Below are 26,206 nucleotides of genomic sequence, written 5' to 3'. Positions count from 1 at the left end.
GACGCTATCCGCACAGGGGCTCTGCCCGCACAATGGATGAGATGCCGGAATACGAATTTCGCGATGTGTACGTCCCCCGGGGTGTCTCCCGCAGGGCGGCGACCCAACTGCTGACCGAGCACGCCGAGTACGGCTACTGGGAGCTGGCGCGGATGCGGCTCTACCCGGACGGCAGCCGCCGGGTGCGGCTGCGCCGCCGCATCATCCGCCAGCCGCGCCCCACGTGGTGAACCGCCCACGGCGCCGCACACACCGAAGGCACGGGCCGCACCCGGCCCGTGCCCGGCCGTACCGTCCGCGGGGGACGGCACGGCCCTGAGGATCCGCCCGGTGTCCCCCGACGCCCCTCCGGGCGCCGCGGAACACCTCACACGGTCCTGCTCAGCGGCGCGCTGCCGCCCGCGAACGGCGGTAGAGCACATACCCGCCGATCAGCATCCCGGCGCCCACCGGCGCCACGACCCCGAGCTGCGAGCCCCCGCCCGTCTCCGCGAGCTGGGCGTGCGCCCGGTGCTCGGGCGCGGGGTGCGCGACCGGCTCCGGCTTCGAGGCCGTGACGACGGTCCGCGAACCGGCCGGCTGCGCGGGTGCGCCGGGCTCGTCCGGCGTCCCCCGGTCCGGCGTCTGCGGGGTGTGCCCACCGGGCGTCTCCGAGGGCGGGCCGGGCTCGTCCGGCTGCTCCGGGGTGCCCGGCTCCGTCGGGGTTCCGGGCCGCTCGGGCTCGTCCGGGGTCTCCGGGCCCGGCTTCTCGGGCCCGGGCCGCTCCGGACTCCCGTCGTTCCCGCAGTCGTTGCCGTGGACGGCGTTGCCGATCCCGACCACGTCGACGCTGTTGCCGCAGACGTTCACCGGAACGTCCACCGGCACCTGCACCTGGTTGCCCGAGCCGACGCCCGGGGAGTTGACGGCCGAACCGTCCGCGTGGGCGCCGTGTCCGCCCTGGGTGTGCGCCCCGGAACCGCCCTGGTGACCGGACGATCCGCCCTGTCCCCCCTGGTGGCCGGACGGCCCGCCCTGCTGACCGGACGATCCGCCCGGGAAGTTGGCGCAGCCGTTGCCGGACGCCGGGTTCAGCAGCCCGACGACGCTGACGGTGTTGCCGCAGGCGTTCACCGTGACGTTCACGGGCGCCTGGAAGGTGTTCCCCGAGAAGATCCCCGGAGAGTTCGCGCTTCCTCCCTGAGCCCCCGAATCCGCGAACGCCGTCCCACCCGAGACCGCGAGGACTCCGCCCGCCGCGGCCACGGTGATCAGGCCCTTCCTGGTGCCTTGTCGCATTGTGCTTTCCACCCCTGCCGATGTGATCTGTGTGTGAACCACAGGGGGAGGCCCTGACCGGGCCGTCCCGCCCCCTCATACCCGACGGCCCCGGAGCGCGTGGCATGCACTCCGGGGCCGCCAGGGATTCATGGCCTCACGCGGAGGCCGTGCGTCACTTGTTGACGCAGGTGTTGCCGAACGCCGGGTTCAGCAGGCCGATGATGTCGACGGTGTTGCCGCAGGCGTTCACCGGCAGGTGGATCGGAATCTGAACATTGTTGCCGGAGAGCACACCCGGCGAGTTGAGGGCCGCGCCCTGAGCACCGGAGTCGGCAACGGCCATACCCGCACCCGCGAGTACGAGGCCACCGGTGGCAGCCGCGGCGGCGACGACCTTCTTGATCATTCTTCCTCCTTGTTGGCAATACGGCCCCAGCCGAGGACCGCATCCCCTGTAACGAGGAAGAGGGAATCGGGCTACGAACCTATGGAATCATTCACCCTTCTCAGTCACATGGGTACACCTAGTCGAATTGCATCGCCCCATGCCCCGTGACCTCAGCAGACGCGCGTCACGCCGCCCGCAGACAGCACAACGGGGCCGTCCTCCGGACGGCCCCGTCACCCTCGTGAGTGGTGCGCGCGGTTACGCCTGATCGAGGAACCGGTCCAGGACGCGGACACCGAACTGCAAGCCGTCGACCGGCACCCGCTCGTCCACGCCGTGGAACATTCCGGCGAAGTCCAGCTCCTGCGGCAGCTTCAGCGGCGCGAAGCCGAAGCAGCGGATGCCCAGATCGTCGAAGGACTTCGCGTCCGTACCGCCGGAGAGCATGTACGGCACGGCACGCGCGATCGGGTCCTCCGCGCTCAGCGACGACTGCATGGCCTCGACCAGCGCGCCGTCGAACGTCGTCTCCAGCGCCTTGTCGGCGTGCACGTCCTCGCGGCGCACCCGGGGGCCCAGCACCCGGTCCAGATCGGCGAGGAACTCCTCCTCGTACCCCGGCAGGAAGCGCCCGTCGACATGGGCCGTGGCCTGGCCCGGGATGACGTTCACCTTGTAGCCGGCACCGAGCTGGGTGGGCGCCGCGGTGTTCTGGAGCGTCGCACCGATGATCTTGGCGATGCCGCCCAGCTTGGCGATCGTCTCGTCCATGTCCTCGGGGTCGAGCTGGATGCCGAGCGCGTCCGACAGCTCGTCCAGGAACGAGCGGACCGTCTTCGTCACCCGCACCGGGAACTTGTGCCGCCCGAGCCGGCCCACCGCCTCGCACAGCTCGGTGATGGCGTTGTCCGAGTTCGTCATCGACCCGTGGCCCGCGGTGCCGTCCACGGTCAGACGCATCCAGTGCATGCCCTTCTGCGCCGTCTCCACCAGATACAGCCGCAGATTCTCGTTGACGGTGAAGGAGAAGCCGCCGACCTCGCCGATCGCCTCGGTCACGCCCTCGAACAGATCGGCGTGGTGGTCCACCAGGTGCCGGGCGCCGTAGACGCCGCCCGCCTCCTCATCCGCCAGGAAGGCCAGCACCACATCGCGCGGCGGCTTACGGCCGGTACGCATCCGGTCGCGCACGACGGCCAGCGTCATGGCGTCCATGTCCTTCATGTCGACCGCGCCGCGCCCCCAGACGCAGCCGTCGACGATCTCCCCGGAGAAGGGGTCGTGGGTCCAGTCGTCGGCGTTCGCCGGGACCACGTCCGTGTGCCCGTGGATCAGCAGCGCGGGGCGGGAGGGGTCCTCGCCCTCGATCCGCGCCATGGTCGAGGCCCGCCCCGGGCGCGACTCGATGATCTGCGGATCCAGCCCGACCTCGGCGAGCTTCTCCGCCACGTACTCGGCCGCCGCCCGCTCGCCCGGGCCCTCGTTGTTGCCGTAGTTGCTGGTGTCGATCCGGATCAGGTCACGGCACAGCTCCACGACCTCGTCCTGGGCGCTCCCGGTGCTGGCCGCCGTCCCGGCGTTGTCGACACTCACGCTGCCTCCTCTTCTCGCAGGTACCGCCCCAGTCTCCTCCTCCCCGCCGCCCACCCCAAGAGGCGGGTGATCGCACTCCCGAACCAGTGCTAAGGTTTAACCCGTCGCCAGGGCGCACAGCGCACCGGGCGGCACACCCGGTCGGGGTGGCGGAATGGCAGACGCGCTAGCTTGAGGTGCTAGTGCCCTTTACAGGGCGTGGGGGTTCAAGTCCCCCTCCCGACACACACAAGAGCCTGAAGGCTCCACTCAAATCCTGGCCGAGTCGATCCCGGCCAGGATTTTTCACGCCTACAGATCACAGCCCGGGACGCAGCCCCCAAATTCGTTGATCTTCCCCTCGCCTCGCCTCACGCCCGAGGGACGACGGCTGCTTCAGCGCTCCTGCCGCTTTTGCCGCTTCGCTGCGACTCTCCGCGGGGCCGGCCGAAGGTTGAGCGCGGACCTGCGCGCTTCCCGCCATCGGACGGCAAGGACCAGCGCGGTTCCGGAACAGCGCGCAACCTGGCGGAAGCGGGTCGCCGTGACGTAGGTGGGGAGCCCCGGGCCGGGAACGGATCGCGGGCTTGTCCTGTGGTTCGGCTTGGTGCACCGCGGCCCCGGTGATGTCGCCAGGCGGATCGGATGATCTGCACCGACAGCCTCACACGGCGTCCGTCATGACACCGTTCGCCGACGGTGGTTGGGCGGCGGAGAGTGCCACTCACGCCGGGGAGCGCGGGGCCGGGTTTCATGATCGGTGATCCACGGTGCGTCGAGTCCGGCTCCATCCCTGAAGCCCCTTCCCGGTCAGGGCCCACGGCGCCGCACCTGCCTCGGGTCGGGGCCGTCACCGCGTACCCCACCGCACAGTGGCACCGCTCACCGCTGCACGCGTCTTCGGCACCAGGAGTACGGCGTCCGCATAGGCAGTGACGGCAGTGGCCCTATGCCGCCCAGTCGGTCCGAACAACTGCTACCCGGAGGGAGTTTGTGCAGGCTCCTGGACACGCAAAGGAGGGCGTCCGTAATTCGCTGGGCCCCCACGAGCATGCTGTCTACGATGCGGCTCACGACATTTTTGCAGGGACATCTGCTTGCCGTTGATCAACACCAGAGGCACAGAGTGAACTCACCTCATGGCATACAACGAGAACGTGTACAACTCCCTAGCGGGAACAGCGAGCAGCGAGCTCGTCGCTTTCTGTGCGTCATGCGCAGAGAGAGGAAGTGCGATCTACGCTGTGCTGGGGCAAGACGACGAAGTCCAGCATCTCAATGAACTGTTGCACTTGGGCTGGAGCGTCAGCACCGGCGGTCACCCTGACACGGACCTCGCCGGCATCGTGGAGGAGTTCGAGGAATCCCTGGACGACGATGAAGCAGATGAAGAATCAGAAACGACTTTCCATGTGACACAGAGCGCTTTCCTTCTGGTCAACACACTGGCTGTCCATCTCAACCCCGATCCGACAAGGGCCGCGATGTCGGGTCGTACGCTGGAGTCGCTCCTCGCCGGTTTCGACTTCGCCGTGAGTGGTGACAAATCCCGCACCGTGAGGCCCGGGGAAGATTCGCCTACCGGGCCACTTCAACAGCTTGAGCAGCAGGAACAAGCCTCGTTCATGAGCGAGTTCACTGATGGCACTGGCGCACGTATCACCCCGGAGCGAGTAGCTGAACTGCGATCCTCCTGCCTTTCCGCACGTAACCGCTACGAGGAGGCAGTACGGCAGGTCTTTGGCCGGCCCAGCGAGGACGAGGACCCTGGTCGCTGACTTCTCCAACCCACAGCTAGGTCTACCTCTTGCAGTGCTCCATGAACACACCCCTTGCACGGTTGATACAACTGCTCCCGCCTCCATGACCTTTAAAGGGCACCTGGAATTGACTTAACAGGGGATTGGATGTGTGACCTCCTTTCAGGGTCTGAACTTCCGGATGGTTTCGCGTACCCTCCGGAGTTTCTTCGTGTTGTTGAACTGGGGCTGACGAATCTGGAGCCCTGGTGGATCTTCGACGGCCAACAACTGCGCACCAGGGCGTCGGGGCTGAAGTCCCGATACCCTGAGAGGAGTTTGGTCCCCTTCGCGCGGCGCGAAGACAATGACGACGTGGCCTGTTGGGATCTTGCCGAGGGAGACGTTGCTGTCATTCATGATTTCTCAAGTCCTGGCCGAGAGCTGCGTCAGCGGTACCCGGACTTCAATGCCTGGCTTCGCCAAGCCATCGAGGACTTGATCGAGCACGGGGTACGGACGTGACTTAGGAGTTTCTTTCAGTAAGGCGATTTTGCTTGATGATGCACAGCGTGGAGAGTCTGGAGAAGGAGCTTGCGCGTCTGCGGTGCCGTCCCCGAGCTGAAGCTGCTACGCCTGTGCTCGGTGAGTTCATGGTGGATGTGGCAGGTGAACCCGCGCCATATGTTGACCGCGTGCGAGCGGTACTGTCTGCCGCAGTGGCCCTCGGAGCCACCTCCGAGTTCGAGGACCAGGATCTCCCGGTCGAGAGCATTCCGGGCTGGTTTATAGCGGTGAGTTCTGGCCCGGGGGGCAACCCGCCAGAGTTTTCGAGGAACGGGCGTGACCTCTACGTAAGCTACACAGGATGGGTACCTTGGGATATCCAAGACTGGCTCTACAGGTTTGCCCCGGAAGAAGAGTCCCGGGGCTGGGAATGGTGGGACGCCACGCTGGTGGGACTCTCGCGGGTGCGTGTCTGGGTCGACTGCTGGGGCGAGTCCTTCTTCGGGTGTGAGGAGCTGCGCTGGCTGCTGTGCACAGCCGGGGCCGTGCATGTCGACGGTCCGGCGGTCCGGGATGTAGAGGACTGGGCTGCGGAGGCCAAGGACGGGCCTGCGGATGCCACTTGAGGAAGACACCGAGGGAACCATGCGAGTCGTCAGGGCCGCCTACACCGCATCCACTATCACGGTGTATCAGGCTTATCCGAAGGAGATTGCACAAGCCGCCGTGCGGGCGGGGACGTTCGTTCCGCCCTTCAAGAGGGAGCGGATGACGTGGATCAAGCCATCCTTCCTGTGGACGATGTACAGGTCGGGGTGGGCGACCAAACCGGGGCAGGAGCACGTGCTCTCCATCGAGCTCACACATCCGGGGCTCGAATGGGCGCTGGAGCGTGCCTCGTTGAGCCACTTCGACAGCGCGGTGCACCAGGACAAGGAGTCATGGAGAAAGGAACTCAGCGGAAGTCCCGTGCGGATTCAGTGGGATCCTGACCGCTCCGTGTCCCTTGAGCCCCTGTCGAGAAGGGCCATCCAAGTCGGGCTGTCGGGAGAAGCGGTCCAACGGTACGTGCACGACTGGATCGTGAAGATCACGGATATCACAGAGCTTGTTCATGACATCCATGGCGACGTGAGCCGGGGGCGGGTAGCCGAGGCGGTGCAGGCGTTGCCTACTGAGCGGGAGTTCCCACTTCGGGAGGACCTCCGCAAGCGTATCGGTGCGGACTCCTGACTTACGGCCCGTGCCGGTCAGGTTGACTGTGGTCGGCACCAGCGTTCAGTTCCAGAGTTACCGCTGCGAGAGAGGTTTCCTGCTTGGCAGGGACAACGCCAGGGGGGAACACCCGTCTCTCCTCCCATAGTTGGTCCCTTTCAGTCCGGTCGCGATCACGCGTAGGCTCAGTTCCGGCCGGGGTTCCAGGGCGTGATGCGCGCCTGAAGTAGTGAACCCGGCGGGGAGTTCGCAGGGGTTTGTACCGTGGAGATCGTCGTCCAGTGGGTACGGACGTCCTGGACGAAGAGGTCCCGAGGAGGAGAAGCCGCCGCACGCAGGAACGCGGCGCCGGTCGGCTTTTCCCTGCCCTCCATGGCGCCCTCCTTCGCACACGTGGTGCGCATGCACGAGCGCGACGGCTTCGCACCGTTCGACGCCCAGGAGGACGTGCGCGGCATCAGCCTCCAGCTCCGGGAAACCGACGGCCGCCTGCGCGTCCAGCCCCGGCTGGAGCCCCTGTTCGCGATGCCGCCCCGGCCACGTAGGCCCCCGGCTGTCCGGCTCGCTCCGGGCCAGTGGGTCCGCTGGCAGCTCAACTACCGTTTCAGCAGCGCAGCGGGGATGCAGGACTGGTCCTACTGGTGGGACACCTTCAACGTCGCCTACGGCCCCGTGGAAGCACAGGTGTTCCTGTCGCAGCCCACGGTCCACGTCGACGAACGAGGGCCGCTCCGGTAGCTGCGTCGTGAAGGCGGCCCTCAGTGCTCGGACTGTGGGGGGGATCGGGTCAGTTGGCCGGTTGGGTTTGTGCGAGTTTGAGTGTGGTGCGTGTCGGTAGCCATGTGGCGAGGTGGCGCATCAGTCGGTTCGCGCGTCCGGAGACGATGTTGGCGGGTGGTCTGCGCCGGTCGAGCGCGGTCAGTGCTGTGGCCACCACCTGCTCCGGCGTCTGGAATCGGACGCCGCTCGTGCTGGTCTCGCTGCGCTCGTAGAACTCGGTGCGCGTGGGTCCCGGCGAGACGACCATCACTGTCAGGCTCTCCTCGCGCAGCTCGTACGCGAGCGCCTCGGTGAAACGGATCACGAACGCCTTCGATGCCGCGTAGACGGCCATCCCGGGCACCGGCATGAACCCCGTCAGGCTCCCGACGTTGACCAACGCCCCACGCCCCGAGGCGAGCAGGTCCGGCAGGAACGCCTGCGAGACCTCCATCACGGCGGTGGCGTCGATCTGCAACTGCGCACGCGCCTCGGCTGCCGTGGACTCCGCGAACGGCTTCGTCGCGCCCATGCCGGCACTGTTGATCACGGTGTCCACCCGGACCCCCAGCCCGTCCAGCCGCTGCTTGAGCAACCACCCGCCACGCTCGTCGCCGAGGTCGAACACGACAGGGTGTGCCGCGCGTCCCGTCTGCGCGGTGATGTCCGCCGCCAGTGCGCGCAGTGCTTCCTCCCGCCGCCCGACGAGCACGACGTCGGCGCCGCGTCCGGCCAGTCGGCGCGCGAACTCGGCCCCGATCCCGGAGCTCGCCCCCGTCACAAGCGCGGTGGTCCCCGCGTACTGCATCAACGCCTCCCGACCGCGGCCGCGTCACAGCCCGCGTCCGATGTAATAAGCTCTCACATTGAGAGTACGCGGCAATGTGAGAGCTTGCAACATGAGGAGGTTCCATGGCAGGTCGGCGCACCTACCATCACGGCGATCTGAGGAACGCCCTCCTGGACGCGACCATCGAGCTGGTCCGCGAGCGCGGGGCGAAAGGCTTCAGCGTTTCCGAGGCCGCCCGCCGAGCAGGCGTGTCCTCATCGGCGCCGTACCGCCACTTCGCCGACCGTGACGCGCTGCTCGCCGCGGCCGCTCAACAGGCTTTCGGCGAACTGGAGGCGTCGTTCGCCGAACTCCCCCTGGGGGAGTCCCTCGCCGCCCGCGCCGCACAGATCGTTGTCGCCTACGTCACGTTCGCCCGTACCGACCCCGCACGGTTCGAGATCATGTTCGCCTCCGGAATCGACAAGTCGTCCCACTCCGAACTGCTCGAGACGACCCGCCACACCCAGGACCGGCTGGAAGCGGCGCTTTCGCCCTTCATCCCGCAGGCGGAGCTCGTGGACCGTGCCGCCCAGCTATGGTCCATCGCTCACGGCGTCGCCGCCCTCGCCGTCAGCGGCAACCTGCACCATGTCGTCGACTCCGCACATGTGGACACGCTCGCAGCGGACGCCGCACGAACATGGGCAATCGCCGTAGGCGGGACAGGAGTTCACGCGCCGACGCCATGACGTCCGGCAGGTCGCGCGGAAAGGGTTTGACGCCTGACGGTGGTCGGCGGTCGGATGGCCGGTCATGGCCACAGGGCAGAGGCATCCCGGTGTGTGTCCCGTCGATGACGGGCTCGTACGGCGGTTGGTCGGTGGGCAGTTTCCGCGGTGGGGCGGGCTGGCGGTGGAGCGGTTCCGGTCGGGCGGGACCGTCAACGCCATGTTCCGGCTCGGTGACGACATGGTGGTGCGGCTTCCGTTGGTGGAGGGCGGGGCCGGTGATGTGCCGGTGGAGCAGGCGTGGTTGCCGCGGCTCGCGCCGCTGCTGCCCGTGTCCGTTCCCGAGGTGCTCGGGGCCGGGGAACCGGCGGAGGGATATCCCTGGCCGTGGTCGGTGTACCGGTGGCTTCCGGGTGAGAACCCGGAGGCAGGGGCGCTGGGTGCGCCCGTGCCGTTGGCCGAGGACCTGGCCGGGTTCGTCGCGGCGATGTGGAGCGTCACCCTCCCCGGCGCACCGCAGGCCCACCGGGGCGGGCCGCTCGCCTCGCTCGATGCGGAGACCAGGGCGGCGATCGAGGAGCTGCGCGGGATCCCGGAGGAGGGCGTCGACTGCGATGCCGCTGTCGCGGTGTGGGAGGAGGCGCTGCGGGCTCCAGGCTGGACGGGGCCGCCGGTGTGGCTGCACGCCGATCTCATGCCGGGGAACCTGCTGGTGGACGGCGGCAGGCTGAGCTCGGTGATCGACTTCGGATGTCTGGGGGTGGGCGATCCCGCGTGCGATCTGTTCCCGGCGTGGAATCTGCTGCCGGCCGAGGCGCGGGAAGCCTTTCGTGCGGCGCTGGGGGTGGACGACGCGACCTGGCTGCGCGGCCGGGCGCGAACGCTCTCGCAGGCGTTGATCGCGCTGCCGTACTACCGGAGGACGAACCGGGTGATGGCGGGGAACGCCCGGTATGTGATCCGGGCGGTGCTCGGCGAGGGGTGAGCGTCCGCCCTCGTGACGTTGCCCGCCTCACCACCACCGCCTCACCAACACCGCCTCGCCCCCGCGCCGGACGGTGAGGAGTGGCCGGACTGCTCCCCTGGTACGCGCAATCCCCCGATGCGCGCATTCCCCGGTGCGCGCATTCCCCGGTGCGCGCAATCCCCCGGGCGGGTGTCGCGGCCTGATCGAACGAGTTTGGCGGGCGGGTGCCGCGCCGTCTTCGGTCAACTCCCTTGATGGGAACTGGCGTTCACCACTTCTCCCACGATCGGGCCGTGACGGGAGCGGATCCGGGGCGTTTTTAGAGCACCAGTGCCACCTCGACGCTCAGACGGAGGATCCATGCACACTGTCCGCGCTCTCAGCCAGCAGCCTCCCGGATTCGAACAGCGCGTGGTCGGGCTCTCGCGTCGTGTTGACGGTGCCGTGCGTCCGGCACGGCCGGATACGGGGTGGGCGGTATGAGCGAGCCCTCCGATGCCTCAGCCCGCGGTGTCCCCGGGCCGCGCACCGCCCCGCAGCACACCGGCCCCCGCCCCGCCGACTCCGGCCCGCAGCACGGCGGCCCGCAGCAGGGCGGCCCGCAGCAGGGCGACGGACAGCGCACCGACGCACAGCCCGTCGACGCGCAGCCCGTCGACGCGCAGCCCGTCGACGCGAGGGACTCCGGCGCGCAGTCCGCCGAGCGGAGCGCCCCGCCGTCCGGTGGGCTGCGGTACGTCGACGTGACGGGCAGCCGGGAGGCGGCCGGGCGGTCGATCCGGCTGGTCGACATGGCCCGGCGGCTGCCGCAACTCGTCCGCCGCTCCCTCCAGTTGGCGTGGCGGGTGGACCGGGCCGCGACGGTGGGGCTGCTGGCCTGTCAGTCCGTCTCGGGCGTGCTCCAGGCGATGGGGCTGCTCGCCATCGGCGGCACCCTCACCGCGCTCCTCGCGCACGGGGACGTCCTCCACCGGCTGATGCAGGCATGGCCGTCCCTGGTGCTGCTCGCGGGCGCCGCGGGGGCGCGGGCACTGCTGGCGATCACCGTCAACTGGCTGTCCTCCCGGCTCGGTCCCCTCATGAAGCGGGAAGCCGAACAGATGCTCCTCGACGGCTGCACCGGCGTCGAGCTGTGCGCCTACGACGAGCCGGACTTCAACCGGGACAGGGAGGCGGCCGACCGCGGTGCACAGGTCACCGGCGATCTGATCAACGAGGGGCAGGATCTGATCGCCCAGGCGGCCTCGTTCCTCGCCGGGGCCGTCGTCCTGGCCGGGGTCCACCCCGTACTGCTGCCACTGCTGGTGGCCGCGAGCCTGCCCCAGGCGCTCTCCCAGGTCAGCGCGGCCCGGGTGCGCTACCTCGCCAACCTCCGCTCCAACGGCGACAACCGGATGCTCGCGGTGCTGCGCTGGCACATCTACACCAAGGACGCCGCCGACCAGATCCGGGCCGGCACCATGGCGCCCTTCCTCTCGGGCCGGTACCGCGACACCGTCGCCCGGATCAACCGCGAGGACCGGACCGCCGCCGACAAGGGCGCCCGGATGTCACTCGTCGGTGCGGTGTGCGGCGGGCTCGGCTCGGCGATCGTGTGGGCCGCCGTCGTCGGGCTGCTGGCGAGCGGCCGGATCAGCGTCGGGCACGCCGGGACGGCGGTCTTCGCCCTCCAGACGGTGGGCCAGTCGGTGCGCGGTCTCGTCTCCGTCGGCTCCCGGGCGGTGCGTACGGGGCTGTACATGGACGACTGGACGGGCTTCCTCGACAAGGCGGGCGGCTTCCGGATGCGCCGGGGCGCGCGCCGGCCCGGGCCGCCGCGGACGATCGAGATCCGGTCGCTCTCGCACCGCTACTCCGGCAAGGACCGCGACGCGCTGTCCGAGGTGTCGCTCACCCTGCGCCGGGGCGAGGTCACCGCCCTGGTCGGCTTCAACGGCTCCGGCAAGTCGACGCTGTCGAAGCTCGTCAGCGGGCTGTATCTGCCCACGCGGGGACAGGTGCTGTGGGACGGGCTGCCCACCGCGGAGGCCGATCCGCAGGCGCTGTGGCAGCAGGTGGCTCTCGTGCCGCAGGACTACGCGCGCTGGCCGCTGACAGCGCGGGAGAACATCACCCTCGGCCAGCCGTCCGCGCGCGGGGACACCGCGGTGCACGACGCGTGCGGGGCCGCGGGGGCCGACGAGGTCGTGGCCCGGCTGGGCAGCGGCCTCGACACCCTCCTCGCCCGGGAGTGGCTCAACGGCGAGGAACTGAGCGGCGGCCAGTGGCAACGCATCGCCCTGGCCCGCGCGTTCTTCCGCCCCGCCGGTCTCCTGGTGCTGGACGAGCCGACCGCCAACCTCGATCCGCGCGCCGAACACCGGCTCTTCCAACGGCTGCGGGGGCTCGCACGGGAACGGGTGGTGCTGCTGGTGACGCACCGCATCACCAATCTGGCCGTCGCCGACCGCATCGTCGTCCTGGACGAGGGACGCGTCGTCCAGGACGGCACCTACCCCGAACTCGCCGCCCGGCCCGGCCTGTTCCAGGAACTCCTCTCCTACCAGGTGACGGCCGACGCCCGGCCCGACGCACACGAACAACCCGGGGCACATCCGTGAGCCCGTCATGAGTCTGCCCGGTACGCCGTAGGCCCCGGCCAGGTGTGGGGGCGGGCCCGGAACCCCCGGACCCGCCCTCACCCCGTCTGTGCCGCCGACGTTGTCACAGCCCGCCGGTGTGCAGCCCGGCCGTGAACGCGCGCCAGGCACCCGCCGGGATGAGGAGCGCCGGACCCTCGGGCCTCTTGGAGTCCCGCACGGGAACGGCCGGACCCACGAAGCCCTCCCCGACCTCCAGGCAGTTGCCGCCGCCCTGACCGCTGTAGCTGCTCTTGCGCCATGCCACCGACGGCACGCTGCTCGCACTGGTCACGGGGAAAACTCCTTTGCCGCCGCGGCGATCATGTCGAGCGACGCCTTCGGCGAGAGAGCGTCCGCTCGCAGCAGATCGTAGCCGTACCGGTACTCGTCGAGGTGGTTCGTATCCGCCGTGACGTGACCGCGAACGCGACCGTCGATGTAGACGACGTCCGCCCCCTCGTTCATGGTCAGCCCGGCAAACGGACCTGCCATGCCCGCGTGTGCCCCCACGTCGTACGGGATGACCTGGACGAGGGTGCGCTGGTCCTCCGCCGCTTCCAGCACCGCGCGCAACTGCCGGGCCATGACAGCAGGTCCGCCCACGGCCCTGCGCAGGACGTTCTCGTCGAGCACGGCCCACACGTGGGCCCGGCTGTCGCGTTCCAGGATGTGCTGGCGGGTCATGCGGGCCGCGACGAGTGCCTCCGTGTTGGGCAGGCGGGCCGCCGCGAACAGGGCCCGGGCGTACTCCTCGGTCTGCAACAGGCCCGGTACGACCTGGTTCTCGAAGTTCCAGATCTCCCTGGCGTCCTTCTCCAGTTCCACGAACGGCCGGAACCAGTCCGGGTACGCGTGCTTTATCACAACTGGCCCCAGGCGAAGGAAAGCGCCGCCTGTGCCAAGCACTTCGTCACAGCGTCGCGCGAACTCCCACGTCGGGGGGCGCTTCCCGCTTTCGACCCGGGACACCAAGGAGTGGGTGCAGAACATCCGCCTGGCCAGCTCCGTCTGGGAAAGTCCCGCCTCCTCCCGTTTGATGCGCAGCTCCGATCCGAAGTAGGCCAGGGTCGAGACCTGGGGATCACTCTTGAAGTCCGCGCCGGCTTCGTTCTCAGCCGTCATCTCTTCGCTCTCCGCCTCTTGACAGACGCATCGGCACGATTTCCCCCTGCACACCACTATGCCCCCAGCGCAACCATGGAGGCACAGAAAGTGAAGATCTCTCCCGGAAGGCGCGACACCATGACGACGACGATGGCCAAGCTTCGTGAAGCCGATGATGTCTGCCGGCGGCTGATCGTCGCGCTGGGCAAGGCGGATGTGCTGCTGCCCTCGCTCCAGGTCGATCTCTCCTCGTGCGCGGACGAGTTGGTCGGGCCGCTGCTCGATCTGGGGCGGTGCAATCTGCCGACCGCCGAGCGGCTCATCGCGGCGCTCGACGACGGGAGTTGAGGACGGCGGTCGCCGGAGACCGGAGAGCCCGGCCGCCGGGGCACCGAGGTGCGTGGCGGCCGGGCTCTGCCGGGGCGAGGAAGGGGGCCGGGTCAGTCGGCGCTGTCCGCGGTCTCCAGGTCCTCGGTGGGCCGCGCGCCGGCCTGGAGGCCGGAGCGGTGGGCGTAGGCGGTGCTGCGTGCGCTCAGCAGCCAGTAGGCGCCGAGGACGACGGCCCAGCCGATGCCCACGTAGAGCGAGATCCGGGCGGTCGGGTCGAGCGCGACGATCACCAGGACCATGGCCAGGAAGATCAGCGCGACCCAGCTGAGGGCGCTGCCGCCCGGTGCGGGGAAGGAGGACTTCGGCAGCCGTCCGGCGACGACGGCCCGGCGGTAGAGGAGGTGGCTGATGAGGATCATCGACCAGGTCCAGATACCGCACGCGGTGGCGACCGAGGTGACGTACGCGAACGCCTTCTCCGGGACGACGTAGTTGAGCACGACGCCGATGCCCATCAGCAGGACCGAGACGGTGATGCCGGTGGCCGGGGACTGGCGCGTGTTGAGCCGGCCGAAGTAGGTGGGGGCCTCCTTGTTCTCGGCGAGGTCGCGGAGCATCCGGCCGGTGGAGTACATGCCGGAGTTGCAGGAGGAGAGCGCCGCGGTGAGCACGACGAAGTTGACGATGCCGGCGCCGAGCGGGATGCCGATCTTGGCGAAGGCCGCCACGAAGGGGCTGACGCCCTCGGAGAACTCGGTCCACTTGACGACGGACAGGATCACGACGAGCGAGCCGACGTAGAAGATGATGATGCGCCACGGCAGGGTGTTGATCGCCTTGGGCAGCGTCGTCTTCGGGTCCTGGCTCTCGCCGGCCGTGATGCCGACGAGTTCGACGGCGATGTAGGCGAACATGACGCCCTGCAACGTCATCAGGCTGGAGCCGATGCCGTTGGGGAAGAAGCCCTCGTGGGCCCACAGGTTGCTGACGGTCGCGGTGTCACCGGCCTGGGAGAAGCCGAAGGTGAGCACGCCGAGGCCGATGACGATCATGCCGATGATCGCGGTGACCTTGATCATCGAGAACCAGAACTCGACCTCGCCGAAGACCTTGACGGATATCAGGTTCACGCCGAACAGCACGATCAGGAACACCAGTGCGCTGACCCACTGGGGTATGCCGGGGAACCAGTAGTGGATGTAGATCGCGGCGGCCGTCAGTTCGGCCATGCCGGTCACGACCCACAGCAGCCAGTACGTCCAGCCCGTCACGAAGCCGAAGAACGGGCCCAGGAACTCCCGGGCGTACTCGGCGAAACTGCCGGACACCGGGCGGTACATGAGCAGTTCGCCCAGTGCCCGCATGATGAAGAAGATGACGACGCCCGCCATGGCGTACATCAGGATGATGCTGGGTCCGGCCTTGGCGATGTTCGCGCCGGCACCCATGAACAGGCCCACACCGATCGCACCGCCGATGGCGATCATCTGGACCTGGCGGCTGCCCAGCCCTCGCTGGTATCCCTCGTCGGACACTCCCTCTGCGCTGTTGCCGCCCGTGCCGTCCGCTGGGGCGTTCTCCGTGCCGTCCGTGACCTTCTCAGAGGTCATGTCGTGCGCCTTTCTCCGTGCGATCCGGCCCGTCCGGATCGGACTCCGACTCCCCGGGAGATGTGCACGCCGGACGTCGGCCGGCCGCGCACAGCCGTCCGGGCGGGGGTGCGCCCGGACGGAGATCGGACAGGTGTACCACGGAGTGGCGCGATCGGCGCCGCGCTCGTCGCGAGAAGAAATCGCCCACAAGTGGACGTGATTTCGGAAAACCGGCGGCCGTAATGCATTCGTGAGGCGGCCATCGCCCCGGCACGCCGCCCTGGATTGGACAAGGTCAACGAAAGGGGCCGCGGAGGCGGACCGGACGAGCGCTCCGGGCGGCGGCCGTTGCGCCCGTTACGCCCGGTCCGCTCCGCGTCCGCGCACGTCACCGGGCGGGCGTGGAGGTGCCCGTTTGCTCCGTATCGGTGTGGCCGGATGCCCGTTCAACCGGACGGTGTGCGGAACGCATGCGGTCCGAGACGGAGCGGAAGACGGGCAAGACGCCAGCCACCGGAGGCCGGGAGCCGTTCGAGGCTGTCCCGGGGTACGGCGAGGGAGAGCCGCGGGAAGTGCTCCCACAGCGCGTGGAATGCCACTTCGCCCTCCTGACGGGCGAGAGGCGCGCCCAGACAGAAGTGGATGCCGTGTTCGAAACCCAGATGCGTCTCGGCGGAGGCCCCCCGGTGGCGGGTCAGGTCGAGCCGCTCCGGTGCGGTGTACTGCCGGGGGTCGTGGTTGGCGGAGACCAGTACGCACTGCACGGTGTCGCCGCGGCGGATGCGGACTCCGTGCAGGTCGACGTCCTCGGCGGCATAACGGGTGCGGGCCAACTGGACCGGACCGCACCAGCGCATCAACTCCTCGACCGCGCCGGGAAGAAGGCCCGGGTCGGCCCGCAGCGCCCCCAGTTGGTCCGGGTGACCGAGCAGCGCCGCGGTGCCGTTGCTGATCAGGTGCGCGGTGGTCTCGTGCCCGGCGAGGACGAGGATGAGCACCATGGTGACGATGTCCCCGTCGGCGAGGCCGCCGCCGCTGCCGTCGGCAGCCTGGATCAGACCGCTGAGCAGGTCGTCGGTGGGGCAGCGGCGCCGGGCCTCGACGGCGGCGTGCACACTGTCGACGAGGGACGGGGTGGAGGTGCTCAGCCGGCCGGGATCCAGCGCGAGCAGATCCTCGCTCCACGACGTCCACAGCGGCCGGTCGGGCTCCGGGATGCCGACCAGTTCGCAGATGACGGCGATCGGGAGCGGATAGGCGAAGTGCCGGACCAGATCGGCCACTCCGTTCTCGGCGTAACCCGGCAGCTCGGACAGCAGCCGGTCAGCGATCTGTGCGACGCGCGGTCGCAGGGCGCGAATGCGGCGAGCGGTGAACGCCCGGGACACCAGGCCGCGCAGCACGGTGTGTCCGGGCGGATCGCTGTCGACCACGGAACGCAGGAAGTACGGGTGGATCCGTTCGGGGAGGCCGAGTGCGGAGAGCATCGGCTTCCTGGGGTCCGGCCCGGTGTGGCCCGGCACGGACAGCGGCGAGTTGACGAACCGGTGGTCGCGGAGCACCGCGCGGACGTCGGCGAAGCGGGTGATCAACCAGACGGACTGCTCCGGGGAGAGCCAGCCACGCACGACCGGCCCCTGCTCGCGGAGCCGCCCGTAGGCGCGACAGGGGTCGTGCTGGAACTCGTGGCCGGTCAGGTCCGGTTCATCGCCGGAGAGGGGCGCGGCGGCAGGGCCGGGGTGGTCGGTCACGTTCGCCGAGCCGACCGGGCGGGACGGTGGTGATTGCACGGTGTCCACTCCTTACGTGAGCGCTGTGGTGCCGGGCTGCCGGAGGATCCGGCCCGTGCCCCGGTCACCGCCGCCTGACCCCTGCCGGCCGTCCGGCTCCGATCGGCCGGAGGGCCGGTACTCGCCGGACGGCCGCCACGCGGGGGCGGAGGCGGGCGCGTGGGGTGGTCAGCTGGTCTTGGTGAGCCATTCCGTCCAGCGGTGCACGGCCTCGTCCGGGTCGGTGCTCTCGTCGAACAGGTGGTGGCCCAGCCAGGTCGGCCAGTTCCAGGAGTGGCCGTTGAAGAAGCGGTACAGGCCGTCCTCGGTGCGCAGGCCGAGGAAGTCGGGGCTGCGGTGGTCGAGGACGGCGTCCAGCGCGGGGAGTCCGTCGGGGCGCAGGGCGACGCGGTCGCCGGCCGTGGCGTCGGCGGGGACACCGAGCCTGTCCAGCAGCCGGGGGAAGGCGTCCGGGTCGGGGTCGGGGCCCGGGCGGTAGGCGCGGATGTAGTGGGCGGGGCGCGGTGCGAAGTGCCGTAGGTACTCGGCGAGGCTGTGGTGGTAGAAGTCGCTGTGCCGGGTGGCGGCGTCGGCCCGCAGGTTCCAGTTGTCGTCGGCGGCGCCGGGGTGCTGCCAGTGGATGGAGAAGCGCAGGGTGGAGCCGGTGTCGGGGCCGGGCTCGATGCGGTAGCTGAGTGTGTTGGAGAAGCCGGTCTCCTCGTCGGTGTGCCGGCAGGCGAAGTGGGCGGGCGGCTCCCAGTGCAGGACGGTGGCGGGGCCGCGGGAGACCCGGCCGCCGACGCGCGGCTCGATCTCCATCGGGTAGAGCCAGCCGCGGTTGCCCGCGTCGGTGGCCACGGCCTGCCACAACTGCTCGGGAGTGACGGGCAGTTGGTGCTCGCGGCGGATGAGGTATTCCCAGGACATCGGTGTGGGCCTCCGTCTCCCGGCGTGGCGGCCGGGGTGGTGGTGGTCGGTGCTGGTCCGTGCTGTCGGTGCTGTCGGTGCGGGGTGACGCTGTCGGGGCTGGGCGGGGCTGGTCGGTGTTGGTCGGTGCCGGGGCGCTGCGGGTGGTCGGCCGGTCGGTGGGCGGTTCAGTGGGTCAGGGGCAGTGCGGTGAGGCCGCGCATCATGGGGTTGGCGCGCCGGCGCGGTGTGCCGGTGTCGAGGCGGAGCCCGGGCAGCCGGCGGATCAGGGTGCCGATGGCGATCTCGGCCTCCAGCCGGGCGAGGGGCGCGCCGAGGCAGAAGTGGCGCCCGGTGCCGAAGCTGAGCGGGCGACCCTCGTCGCGGGTGAGATCGAGCCTGTCCGGGTCCTTGAAGCGCGCCGGGTCGCGGTTGGCCGCGGCGAGGACGAGGTGCACCAGGTCGCCGGGGCGCAGGGTGACGCCGTGCAGCGGGACGGGCCGGGCGACGGCCCGGATGATCATCTGCGTCGGGGGGTCGTAGCGCACCAGCTCGTCGACGGCGGGGCCGATCAGCGCCGGATCCTGTTGCAGCAGCCGGAGTTGGGCGGGGTGGCGCAGCAGGGCGAGGACGCCGTTGCCGATGAGATGGGTGGTGGTGTCCACGCCCGCGGTGAGCAGCATGAAGCAGGTCGACCACAGTTCCTCGTCGGTCAGCCGGTCACCGCGTTCCTGCGCGGCGACCAGCGCGCTGATGATGTCGTCGCCCGGGGCGGCGCGCCGCTCGGCGATGACGCCGGCCAGATAGTTCTCGAAGCGGTCGACGGCGGCCTCGACGCGGTCGATGCCGTCCGTCAGGTCGGTCATCCGCCGGAACCAGGCGAGGAGCCGGGGCCGGTCGGCCTCGGGGATGCCGAACAGGTCGCAGATGACGGTGGCCGGGAGCGGGGCGGCCAGGTCGGCGATGAGGTCCAGGCGCCGCCCGGCCGCGAGCGCGCGGTCCAGATGGGCGTCGACGACCTGCTGGATGCGGGGGCGCAGCTGCTGGATCCGCCGGGCCGTGAAGCCCTTGTTGACCAGGGTCCGCAGCCGCGCGTGCTCGGGCGGGTCGGTGTTGGTCATCACCCGACCCAGGCGGCGGGTGAGCCGGCTGATGTCGCGGCCCGCGCCGGTGCGGGCCGCCAGGGCGCGGGTGATCCGATCCCGGTCGTTGGACAGCCGCAGGTCGGTCAGTGCCGCCTGGACGTCGTCGTGCCGGGCCAGGTACCAGACGCCGTCCGGGCTGCGGTAGGGCTCCGGCCGGTCGCGGAGCAGTGCGTAGGCGGGGTAGGGGTCGGCGCGGAACCGGTCGGAGGCCAGTTCCCGGGTGATGATCTCGGCAGTGTCGGTCGTGTCGGTCGTGTCGGTCGTGTCGGCGGTGCTGGCTGAGTCGGTCGTTCCGGTCGAGCCGGTCGTGTCGGCGCCGCCGGGTGCGCTCTCGGGTCGGGGGCCGCCCGGACTGCCGGGGCCGTCGGGGAGGTCGGTGGGGCCGGAGCGGGTGTCGGTGTCGTCCATGGTGTGCCGGGGTGTCGGTTTCGATGCCGGTCGGCGTGCGGACTGGGGGCTCACTGCCCGGTGTTCATGGCGTCGACGAGGCTCTGCGGGCGCATGTCGGTCCACTCGCGCTCGACGTAGGCCAGGCACGCCTCCCGGGTGTCCTCCGGGTGCGCGACGGTCCAGCCGGCGGGCACGTCGATGCCGACCGGCCACAGGGAGTGCTGGCGCTCGTCGTTGACCAGTACCTGGTAGGTGCGCTCGTCGTCCTCGAACGGGTTGTTCATGGGTCTCTCTCTTCCGGTTGCGGGCCCCGGCGCGGGCGCGCCGGGGCGGTACGCGGTCTTCGGTCTTCGGGCTTCGGGCTTCGGGCTTCGGGCTTCGGGCTTCGGCCGGCGGTCTTCAGCTGTCGGTCTTCAGCTGTCGGTCGTCGGCCGGCGGTCTTCGGCTGCCGGACTTCGGTCGTCGGCCGTCGTTCCGCCGTCGCGGGCCGTCGGCCGTGCGGTGGCCGGTCGTCAGCCGTTCGCGGGGGCCGACCGGTCCTGCGGGTGCACGGGCCCGTGGCCGGGTTCCTCGGGGCGGCGCGCGTGCGGGACGTCGGCCACGGGGGTGTGCGGGGCCGCGTGCTCGGGCGGGGTGTCGGGGCCGCGGTCGTGCCGGACGCCGGGCTCGCCGGCCGCCCGTTCCCCGGTCCGCCGCGCGGACGGCTTCCCGGGTGACTCCTCGAACGACTCCCCGGGCGGCTTTCCGCACGCCTCGTCCTCGTCGTCGTGCGGGCTGTCGGGCAGTTCGTCGAGCGCCGCCGACAGCAGCGGGCCGATCTGGGCGAGGGAGCCGGGCTGGGTCATCCGGTCGTGCCGGGTGGTGATGTCGTGGGAGTGGACGGTGCCGGTGGCGTACGGCTGCCAGGTGTGCCGGCCCGGTGCGTCGGCCTCCCGGTCGATGGTGGAGTTGAACAGCAGCAGGTCGCCGTCGAAGACGCCGGGGCGGAAGTCGAGGGCGAGCGTCGCGTTGTTGATCATGATGCGGACGATCGCCTCCAGGTGCCGCGGCTCCAGCCCGGCCAGCGCGCTGCCCTGCTCCCGGAGGAAGTCCGCCACCTGCTCGTAGGTGAGCGTCTCGTCGTCCGCGAGCTGCGGCGCGTGGTCGAACATGCCGACCAGGACGTCCCGTTCGGTGGGCACCGGCGGCTCGTCGAAGTCGACGTCGGGGACGGGGTAGGCGTCGAGCACCGCCAGCAGGTCGACGGCCTCGCCGCGCCGCTGGAGTTCGGTGGCGACGGCGTGGGCGATCAGCCCACCGGCGGACCAGCCGAGCAGCCGGTAGGGGCCCGCGGGCTGCACCGTGCGGATCTGCTCGACGTAGTCGACGGCCATCCGCTCGTAGGAGTCCGGCAGCGTCTCGGCGCGGGCGAGGCCACGGGCCTGCACCGCGTACACCGGGTGCTGCGGCCCGAGATGGTTCAGCAGGCTGGAGTACGACCAGCTGATGCCGCTGCCGGGGTGGATACAGAACAGCGGCGGGCGGCTGCCGTTGGCGCGCAGCGGCAGCAGCACCTCGAACGCGGCGTCGGGTTCACCGGAGGCCAGGCGGGCCGACAGTCCGGCCACGGTGGGCTCCTCGAAGAGGGTGCGCAGCCCCAGTTCGGTGCCGAGGACATCCCGGATCCGGGAGACCAGCCGCGCGGCCAGCAGCGAATGGCCGCCCAGGGAGAAGAAGTCGTCGTCGACGCCGACCCGTTCCAGCCCGAGCACCTCGGCGAACAGCCCGCACAGCAGCTCCTCCTGCGGGGTGCGCGGATTCCGGCCGCGGTCCGCCGCGTGGGCGTCCGGGGCCGGCAGCGCGGCACGGTCGAGCTTGCCGTTGTCCGTCAGCGGCAGCGCGTCCAGCAGCACCGGGCCCCAGGGCACCAGATAGCCGGGCAGCCGCTGCCGCAGCGTCTCGACCAGCTCGGCGACGTCCGGTTCCGCGCCGGGCGCCGGTACGGCATAGCCGACCAGCCGGCGGTCGCCGGGCCGGTCCTCCCGGACGACGACCGCCGCCTGTGCGACCCCGGCGCAGCCGGCCAGCACGGCCTCCACCTCGCCCGGCTCGACCCGGAAGCCGCGCAGCTTGACCTGGTCGTCGGCGCGGCCGGTGAACTCCAGCTCGCCGTCGGTGCGCCGGCGGGCCAGGTCGCCGGTGCGGAACATCCGTGCACCGGCCGGGCCCCACGGGTCGGCGACGAACCGGCCGGCGGTCTGCGCGGGCTGCCGCACATAGCCGCGGGCCAGCCCGGCGCCGGCCAGGTACAGCTCCCCCACCACGCCGGGCGGCACCGGACGCAGGGCCTCGTCCAGCACGTGCGCCCGCATGCCGTCCAGGGGCCGGCCGACGGGGACGGGGCGGCCGGGGCCCGGCGGGGCGGTCATCCGGTGGGCGGTGGCGAAGGTCGTGGTCTCGGTCGGTCCGTATCCGTCGACGACGACCAGGCCGGGGCACGCCTCCAGGGCCCGGGTGACGGCCGCGCCGGACACCACGTCGCCGCCGGTCCACACCTCGCGCACCCCGGCGAAGCACTCCGGGTGCTCCTCGGCGACCAGGTGGAACAGGCCGGCGGTCAGCCACAGCGCGGTGACCCGGTGCCGGGCGACGACGTCGCGCAGCGTGCCCACGTCGAGGTCGCCGGGCGGGGCGACGACGACGGTGCCGCCGCCGAGCAGCGGCGTCCACAGTTCGTAGGTCGCGGCGTCGAAGGCGGCGGGCGAGTGCAGCAGCACCCGTCGGTGGGCGCCGCCGCGCCAGCAGCCGGACCGGGCGAGGGCCGCGACGTCGTGGTGGGTGGTGCCGATGCCCTTCGGGCGGCCGGTGGACCCGGAGGTGTACATCACATAGGCGAGCTGCTGCGGCAGGCACACGGCGGGGGGTGCGCCCCGGTCCGGTGCCGTGCCCTCCAGCGCGCTGAGCACGTCCTCGGTGAGCAGCACCCGCGCACCGGTCTCCCGCATGATCAGCTCGGTGCGGGCGGACGGGTAGCGGGGGTCGAGCGGCACATAGGCGGCGCCGGTCTTCAGGACGGCGAGGACGGCCACGACGAACCCGGCCGAGCGGGGCAGCCGCACGGCGACGGCTCCCTCGGGGCGCACCCCCTGCTCGATCAGCGCGTGCGCCAACCGGTCGGAGCGCGCGTCGAGTTCGGCGTAGGTCAGCTCGGCGTCGGGGGCGAGCACGGCGGGCGCGTCCGGGGCGGTGCGGACGCGGGCGGCGAACAGGCCGGGCACGGTGGCGTCCGGGCCGAGGTCCAGCCGGGGGCCGGTGGCCAGCCGCCGGTGTTCCTCGGCGGACAGCACCTCGGCCCGGCCGATCGGCCGCTCCGGGTGCCGCACGAACTGCCGCAGCAGCCGCAGCCAGGTGGCGCACAGCTCGGCGACGGTGCCGGGCTCGAACAGGTCGGTGGCGTACTCGACGGCGCCGTCGATACCGGCCGGGCCGCCGTCGGGTGCCTGCTGCTCGGTCAGGCTGAAGGTCAGATCGACACGGGAGGTGCCGGTGGACACCGGCTCGGGCGTCACCTGGAGACCGTCCAGGGCGAACTCGCCCGAGGGCGCGTTCTGGAGGGCCAGCATGACCTGGAACAGCGGATGGTGGGCGAGCGAGCGGGCCGGGTTGACCGCCTCCACGAGGTACTCGAAGGGGACGTCCTGGTGGGCGTAGGCGGCCAGCGCGGTGCCGCGTACCCGGGCGAGGAGCTCGGTGAAGGCCGGGTCGCCGGAGGTGTCGGTGCGCAGCACCAGGGTGTTGACGAAGAACCCGGCGAGGTCGTCGAGCGCGGCGTCGGTGCGGCCGGCGACGGGGCTGCCGACGGGGATGTCGGTGCCGGCGCCGAGCCGGTGCAGCAGCGCCGCCAGCGCGGCCTGGAGGACCATGAACACGCTCGTGCCGCTGGAGGTCGCCAGCCTGCGGACCGCCCGGTGCAGCTCGGGGTCGATCCGTACGACGGCGGTGTCGCCCCGGTTTCCGGCGACGGCGGGGCGCGGCCGGTCGGCGGGGAGCCGGAGGCACTCCGGGAGCCCGGCCAACTGATCGCGCCAGTAGGCGAGTTGGTCGCCGAACGCGCTGTCCGGGTCGTCCTCGTCGCCGAGCAGCCGCCGCTGCCACAGGGTGTAGTCGGCGTACTGCACAGGCAGCGGCGCCCAGGCCGGCTCCGTGCCCCGGCAGCGGGCCGCGTAGGCGGTGGCCAGGTCGCGGGAGAGCGGGCCCATGGACCAGCCGTCGGCGGCGATGTGGTGCACGACGAGCAGCAGGACGTGCTGCCCCGGGTCGAGCGTGAACAGCGCGGCCCGCACCGGGGGTTCGGCGGCCAGGTCGAAGCCGCGCCGGGCCTCCTCGGCGAGCCGCTGCGGCAGCTGTGTGCCGTCGACGGCGGCGGTGCGCAGCGGCATCGGCGTGTCGGCGGGCAGCACGTGCTGGTACGGGACGCCGCCCGTCTCGTGGAAGACGGTGCGCAGGCTCTCGTGCCGGGTGAGGAGATCCCCCAGCGCGGCGTGCAGGGCCTCCCGGTCGAGCGGCCCGGTGAGCCGCAGCGCGAGGGGCATGTGGTAGGTGGCGCTCGGGCCGTCCATCCGGTGCAGGAACCACAGGCGGCGCTGTGCGAACGACAGCGGCACCCGTGCGGGGCGCGGCTCGGGCAGCAGCGCGGGGCGCGCGGCATGGGCGCGGGCGAGGCGTTCGGCCAGCGCGGCCACCGTCGGGGCCTCGAACAGTGTGGGCACCGGCAGTTCGACGCCGAGGGTGGCCCGCACCCGGGCGGTCAGCCGGGTCGCCAGCAGGGAGTGCCCGCCGAGCGCGAAGAAGCTGTCCGTGACCCCGACCCGGGGCAGTCCCAGCACCTCGGCGAACAGCTCGGCGAGCACCTGTTCCTGCGGGGTGCGCGGGGCCCGTCCGCCGCTGCCCGCGCCCAGTTCGGGTGCGGGCAGCGCCGCGCGGTCGAGCTTGCCGGACGCGGTCAGCGGCAGCTCCTCCAGCGGGACGAGCACCGAAGGGACGAGGTGTTCGGGCAGCCTGGCGGCCAGGTGGTCGCGGAGCGCGGCCAGCAGGGCGCCGGTGCCCCGGGCGGCCACGGGGTGGTTGGTCAGCGCCGCCGCGGCCCCGGCACGGGGAGCGCGGTACCGGCCGAGCACGGTGGCCGCCGGGGTGTGCGCGGTGTCGGCGAGGACGAACTCCACGGCCTCCAGCGCGTCCGGTGACCAGGTGACCCCGGCCCGGTAGCCGCACTCCCCCGCCAGCTCCCGCAGATCCTCGACGTCGACGGCCCCGCCCACCGGGTCCGCCGGGTCCCTCAGGTCTGCCGGCTCGGTGTGCAGCCGGCGGCGCAGCTCCTCGACGGTGGTGTCCCCGCGCCCGGCCGCGCGGGCGAGGGACACCTCGTGCGCGAGCCGGGAGTTGGGCACGCCGGTGAGCCGCAGCAGCGGGGGCCGGTCCCCGGTCAGCACCTGCCGGACGGCGTCGAGCGGATCCGGTTGCCGGGGCCATTCCAGCCGCGGGATCGCGGAGGTGTCCGGGCCGGCCGGGGACGGCGCGGTGTGCAGCACCACGTCGTAGCGGTACCGGAGCAGCTCGTTGGGGAACCGGCCGCGCTTCAGCTGCACGTCGACGTCGGTGAGCGCGTCGAGCTGGTCCGGCAGGGCGGCGAAGAACGCCGGGTCGACGGCGAGTTCCTTGTCCATGCGCAGCGCCTGGTCGATGCCGCGCCGCAGCGTGGGCAGGTCGGTGCCGGGCCCGGCGCGGTGCAGCTGTGCCGCGGTGGCCAGCGTCCGCAGCAGCCGCGCGTCGCGCACGTCGCCGACGAAGACGGCGCCGCCGGGTGCCAGCAGCGGCAGCAGCCCGGCCAGCACCTCGGTCAGATACTCCCCGCTGGGGAAGTACTGGACGACGGAGTTCAGCACGATCGTGTCGAACTCTCCGGCCGGCAGGCCCTCGGTGTCCTCGGCGTCGCGCCGCTCCAGCAGCACCCTGCCCGCCAACTCCGGCCGTTCGGCGACCTGTTCGGCGAGCGCGGCGACGGCGCTGCCGGAGACGTCGGTGGCCCGGTAGTGCACGCAGTGCGGGGCGATCCGGGCCAGCAGCAGACCCGTGCCGACGCCGATCTCCAGCACCCGCCGGGGCCGCAGCGCCAGGATGCGGTCGACGGCGGCGTCCCGCCAGGCCCGCATCTGGCCGACCGGGAGGGCCGAGCCGTCGTAGCTGCTGTTCCAGCCGGTGAAGTCCTCGCCGAACGGCGCCTGCCGACGCCGGCCGGGGTGTTCGGGTGCGTCGGACAGGTCCTCGTAGATCCGCCGCCAGGCGTCGAGCTGTTCGCGTTCCGCCGCGCTGTTCCTGGCCCGGCCGGTGCCGTCGTCGGCGGTGTGCGGGACGAGGTAGCCGACCAGACGGTCCTCCCGGGCGACCACGACACTACGGGCCACCG

Annotated in this window: 21 protein-coding genes, 1 tRNA gene and 1 pseudogene; 10 read left to right on the top strand and 13 right to left on the bottom strand. The window is 71.2% G+C overall.

Features of this window, described 5'->3' with window-relative positions:
* Positions 1-41 precede the first annotated feature (41 nt).
* On the top strand, positions 42-230 hold the full coding sequence (locus tag SCA03_RS29130; protein ID WP_030891668.1) for a DUF5703 family protein: 189 nt from the start codon (positions 42-44) through the stop codon (positions 228-230).
* A gap of 151 nt (positions 231-381) precedes the next feature.
* On the opposite strand, the gene SCA03_RS37065 is transcribed toward SCA03_RS29130, so the two are convergent.
* The 3 genes from SCA03_RS37065 to SCA03_RS29115 all read right to left on the bottom strand — a co-directional run bounded on the left by SCA03_RS37065 (position 382) and on the right by SCA03_RS29115 (position 3,241).
* Positions 382-1,278 (bottom strand): chaplin, encoded by an 897-nt coding sequence (locus tag SCA03_RS37065; RefSeq protein ID WP_030894724.1) that lies wholly within the window; start codon positions 1,276-1,278, stop codon positions 382-384.
* A gap of 154 nt (positions 1,279-1,432) precedes the next feature.
* Entirely contained in the window at positions 1,433-1,666 is a 234-nt protein-coding gene (locus SCA03_RS29120) for a chaplin (protein ID WP_030891673.1), read from the bottom strand.
* A 240-nt stretch (positions 1,667-1,906) separates the two neighbouring features.
* Entirely contained in the window at positions 1,907-3,241 is a 1,335-nt protein-coding gene (locus tag SCA03_RS29115) for a M20/M25/M40 family metallo-hydrolase (protein ID WP_030891676.1), read from the bottom strand.
* A 140-nt stretch (positions 3,242-3,381) separates the two neighbouring features.
* On the opposite strand from SCA03_RS29115, the gene SCA03_RS29110 reads away from it, so the two are divergent.
* The 5 genes from SCA03_RS29110 to SCA03_RS29085 all read left to right on the top strand — a co-directional run bounded on the left by SCA03_RS29110 (position 3,382) and on the right by SCA03_RS29085 (position 7,419).
* A tRNA-Leu gene (locus tag SCA03_RS29110) sits at positions 3,382-3,466 on the top strand.
* A gap of 893 nt (positions 3,467-4,359) precedes the next feature.
* On the top strand, positions 4,360-4,998 hold the full coding sequence (locus tag SCA03_RS29105) for a hypothetical protein (protein WP_141275745.1): 639 nt from the start codon (positions 4,360-4,362) through the stop codon (positions 4,996-4,998).
* A 524-nt stretch (positions 4,999-5,522) separates the two neighbouring features.
* Positions 5,523-6,092, top strand: coding sequence for a hypothetical protein (locus SCA03_RS29095; protein WP_230988989.1), 570 nt, complete (start codon positions 5,523-5,525; stop codon positions 6,090-6,092).
* Positions 6,082-6,699 carry a DUF4291 domain-containing protein gene (locus SCA03_RS29090; RefSeq protein ID WP_086814483.1) on the top strand — a complete coding sequence of 206 codons (618 nt, stop codon included), beginning with the start codon at positions 6,082-6,084 and terminating at the stop codon, positions 6,697-6,699. Before SCA03_RS29095 ends, SCA03_RS29090 begins: the two co-directional genes overlap by 11 nt.
* Before the next feature lie 246 nt (positions 6,700-6,945).
* The gene (locus SCA03_RS29085) at positions 6,946-7,419 is read left to right on the top strand and encodes a hypothetical protein (RefSeq protein ID WP_086814484.1); all 474 of its coding nucleotides are present in this window, start codon (positions 6,946-6,948) and stop codon (positions 7,417-7,419) included.
* Between the two features lie 49 nt (positions 7,420-7,468).
* Here SCA03_RS29085 and SCA03_RS29080 read toward each other — a convergent pair whose 3' ends face one another.
* Complete coding sequence (locus SCA03_RS29080) at positions 7,469-8,248, bottom strand: SDR family NAD(P)-dependent oxidoreductase (protein ID WP_086814485.1); 780 nt, start codon at positions 8,246-8,248, stop codon at positions 7,469-7,471.
* 104 nt (positions 8,249-8,352) lie between these two features.
* Between SCA03_RS29080 and SCA03_RS29075 the strand changes: the two genes are divergently transcribed.
* From SCA03_RS29075 to SCA03_RS29065, 3 genes are all read left to right on the top strand, one after another.
* Positions 8,353-8,961, top strand: a complete 609-nt coding sequence (locus SCA03_RS29075; protein WP_086814486.1) for a TetR/AcrR family transcriptional regulator — start codon at positions 8,353-8,355, stop codon at positions 8,959-8,961.
* 64 nt (positions 8,962-9,025) lie between these two features.
* The gene (locus SCA03_RS29070; protein WP_086814487.1) at positions 9,026-9,925 is read left to right on the top strand and encodes an aminoglycoside phosphotransferase family protein; all 900 of its coding nucleotides are present in this window, start codon (positions 9,026-9,028) and stop codon (positions 9,923-9,925) included.
* Positions 9,926-10,635: 710 nt separating this feature from the next.
* Entirely contained in the window at positions 10,636-12,507 is a 1,872-nt protein-coding gene (locus SCA03_RS29065) for an ABC transporter ATP-binding protein (RefSeq protein ID WP_037853451.1), read from the top strand.
* 103 nt (positions 12,508-12,610) lie between these two features.
* Here the strand turns inward: SCA03_RS29065 and SCA03_RS29060 are convergent, their stop codons facing one another.
* The 3 genes and pseudogenes from SCA03_RS29060 to SCA03_RS36560 form a co-directional block, all read right to left on the bottom strand.
* Positions 12,611-12,820 carry a DUF397 domain-containing protein gene (locus SCA03_RS29060; protein ID WP_086814488.1) on the bottom strand — a complete coding sequence of 70 codons (210 nt, stop codon included), beginning with the start codon at positions 12,818-12,820 and terminating at the stop codon, positions 12,611-12,613.
* Positions 12,817-13,392, bottom strand: coding sequence for a DUF5753 domain-containing protein (locus tag SCA03_RS29055; protein WP_230988988.1), 576 nt, complete (start codon positions 13,390-13,392; stop codon positions 12,817-12,819). Before SCA03_RS29055 ends, SCA03_RS29060 begins: the two co-directional genes overlap by 4 nt.
* Before the next feature lie 33 nt (positions 13,393-13,425).
* Positions 13,426-13,650, bottom strand: a pseudogene (locus tag SCA03_RS36560) (helix-turn-helix domain-containing protein); the annotation flags it as partial.
* A gap of 120 nt (positions 13,651-13,770) precedes the next feature.
* Here SCA03_RS36560 and SCA03_RS29050 point away from each other — a divergent pair.
* Positions 13,771-13,980 (top strand): hypothetical protein, encoded by a 210-nt coding sequence (locus tag SCA03_RS29050; protein WP_030896363.1) that lies wholly within the window; start codon positions 13,771-13,773, stop codon positions 13,978-13,980.
* Between the two features lie 92 nt (positions 13,981-14,072).
* Here SCA03_RS29050 and SCA03_RS29045 read toward each other — a convergent pair whose 3' ends face one another.
* From SCA03_RS29045 to SCA03_RS29020, 6 genes are all read right to left on the bottom strand, one after another.
* Positions 14,073-15,572 carry an amino acid permease gene (locus SCA03_RS29045; RefSeq protein WP_086814490.1) on the bottom strand — a complete coding sequence of 500 codons (1,500 nt, stop codon included), beginning with the start codon at positions 15,570-15,572 and terminating at the stop codon, positions 14,073-14,075.
* Positions 15,573-16,000: 428 nt separating this feature from the next.
* Positions 16,001-17,344, bottom strand: coding sequence for a cytochrome P450 family protein (locus SCA03_RS29040; protein WP_230988984.1), 1,344 nt, complete (start codon positions 17,342-17,344; stop codon positions 16,001-16,003).
* Between the two features lie 168 nt (positions 17,345-17,512).
* Positions 17,513-18,250 (bottom strand): SRPBCC family protein, encoded by a 738-nt coding sequence (locus SCA03_RS29035; RefSeq protein ID WP_086814491.1) that lies wholly within the window; start codon positions 18,248-18,250, stop codon positions 17,513-17,515.
* Between the two features lie 167 nt (positions 18,251-18,417).
* On the bottom strand, positions 18,418-19,782 hold the full coding sequence (locus SCA03_RS29030; protein ID WP_230988983.1) for a cytochrome P450: 1,365 nt from the start codon (positions 19,780-19,782) through the stop codon (positions 18,418-18,420).
* A 50-nt stretch (positions 19,783-19,832) separates the two neighbouring features.
* Positions 19,833-20,048 (bottom strand): MbtH family protein, encoded by a 216-nt coding sequence (locus SCA03_RS29025; protein ID WP_030896353.1) that lies wholly within the window; start codon positions 20,046-20,048, stop codon positions 19,833-19,835.
* A 228-nt stretch (positions 20,049-20,276) separates the two neighbouring features.
* The coding region (locus SCA03_RS29020; RefSeq protein ID WP_141275744.1) for a non-ribosomal peptide synthetase at positions 20,277-26,206 on the bottom strand (5,930 nt) is incomplete at its 5' end.

It is taken from the genome of Streptomyces cacaoi (assembly GCF_006539165.1).
GTDB classification, from domain to species: Bacteria; Actinomycetota; Actinomycetes; order Streptomycetales; family Streptomycetaceae; genus Streptomyces; species Streptomyces cacaoi.
This window is presented reverse-complemented; position numbering and strand designations above follow the sequence as displayed.